This window comes from Phenylobacterium sp., assembly GCF_030680185.1.
In the GTDB taxonomy this organism is placed as follows: Bacteria; Pseudomonadota; Alphaproteobacteria; order Caulobacterales; family Caulobacteraceae; genus Phenylobacterium.
Genome location: NZ_JAUXVZ010000017.1, coordinates 1 through 1,821, shown reverse-complemented (window position 1 = coordinate 1,821; position 1,821 = coordinate 1). Strand labels below are relative to the sequence as shown.

The window sequence follows — 1,821 nt, the reverse complement described above, 5'->3', positions numbered from 1 at the left end:
CCGGAGACCGAGGGGTGGGCGGTCAGCGGCTCATGGTCGGGCTTGGGCAGGCCATAGTCCTCCATGTTTCCCACCAGCTTGCGGATGCGTTTGGCGGCCAGGCGAAGGCCGAGCTTGCGCGGCATCCAGTGGGGCATGGCGGCTTTGTCGGCCACGCGGCCGTTCATGTATTTGGGCAGCACCCAGACGCCCCGGCGGGCGGCGACCCACAGGGTCTTGGCGATCGGCTTCTGCGACAGCTCCGAGGCGATATCCATGGCCGAATTGCCCATGCCGACCACCACCACCTTCTTGCCCCTAAGGTCGATGGGCGCGAACGGGCTGCGATAGTCGTGGGCGTGGAAGGCCGCGCCTGAGAACGTCCCGGGATAGTCCGGATAGCGCGGGTCCCAGTGGTGGCCATTGGCCACGAACAGCACGTCATAGGTCCTGGTCTCGCCCGTCGACAGCGTGACCGCCCAGCGGCCGTCGTCCGTGCGGGCCGCGCGGGTGACGGCGGTGTTGAAGGTGATGTGCGGGCGCAGGTCGAAGTGGTCCACATAGCTGCGGAAATAGGCCAGCAGCTGGCTGTGGTGGGGGAAGTCTGGCCAGTCGGCCGGCACGGGATAGTCCTCGAAGGCCAGGCGCCATTTCGAGGTGTCGATGTGCAGGCTCTCGTAGCAGGCCGACTTGCCGTTGGGATTGTTGAAGTACCAGGTCCCGCCCACGTCGTCGGACATCTCGAAGACGTCGAAACTGACGCCCTCGTCCTTCAGCCGCTTGGCCGTGGTGAAGCCCGAGGGGCCGGCCCCGATGATGCAGGCGGTGAGCGGCGTCGCCATGGTTGATCCTCCCAACGCCGATGTCCCTCGGCTCGCGTCGGAGAGGATGGCGCGGTTTCCCCTAGGGTCGGCAACTGCGGGGGCGGGGTTGGAGAAAGAGGGGACACGAAGGGCACGAAGGGTCGCAAAGGGCGCGAAGGGGAGGCGGCATAGGCGGCGCCCGGAATTGAGAGCGCCTGCGGCGCGCGAGGCTGCCACTCCCGCGCCCTCCACCCCACCGCCGTGACCATGGGCGAGAGGGCTCAACCACGAAGGGAAGCTATGAAGAGGAGGCCCATTCCCCCGCGCATCACCCTCGGGCTTGTCCCGAGGGTCCCTCGTCGAGGCGGGCGCGAGCGTCGAGAGGGACCCTGGGCACAAGGCCCAGGGTGACGGTGTTCTTCTTCGTGTCCTTTGCGCCCCTTCGTGTCCTTCGTGTCCCCTCTTTAACGACGCTCCTACCGCCGCGCCTCAAGCAGTTCGGACCAGCGCCAGTGGCCGCCGCCGAGTGCGATGCGGGGCGCGCCCGCGCCGTCGGCGAGGCTGAGGACCACGTGGCCGGAGACGGCGTCGCGGCGGCAGGCTTCGGGCGCAAAGGCCACCTCCACGGCGATGGCCTGGCGCACGCCGGCCAGTCCCCGTCCGGCCTGGCCCGGGCTCTGCACCCATTGGCCGTCCCACAGGTGCAGGGCGCGGCCGCCAGCGCCGGACGCCGCGCTGGCCTGCGCCACCGTGGCCTGGATGTTGGGGTCCTTGCGCAGGGCCGCCTGCAGCCGCGCCACCATGCTGCAGGACGATCCCCCGCCGCCGGCCCCGTCGCCCGCGCCAGTGCCGCTGGCCCCGGTTCCGCCGGCCCCGCCGCCGGGGCCAGCGCCGACTGTGATCGCGCCGGCCGTCTGGGATGCGGTCAGCAGGGCGTAGGTCGGCGCCTTGGGCTGTGGCGGCACGGGCAGGGGCGGGATCTCCGGCGTCCGTGGGGCGGGCCTGGCCTGCCGCGGCGGCGGGGCCGGGGGGGCGAGCT

At 71.0% G+C, this 1,821-nt stretch carries 1 protein-coding gene and 1 pseudogene; both read right to left on the bottom strand.

Features of this window, described 5'->3' with window-relative positions; translation table 11 throughout:
• A partial coding sequence (locus Q8L83_RS03540; protein WP_305284767.1) for an NAD(P)/FAD-dependent oxidoreductase occupies positions 1-821 on the bottom strand: 821 nt, incomplete at its 3' end.
• A gap of 437 nt (positions 822-1,258) precedes the next feature.
• Positions 1,259-1,821: pseudogene (locus Q8L83_RS03535) on the bottom strand (hypothetical protein); the annotation flags it as partial.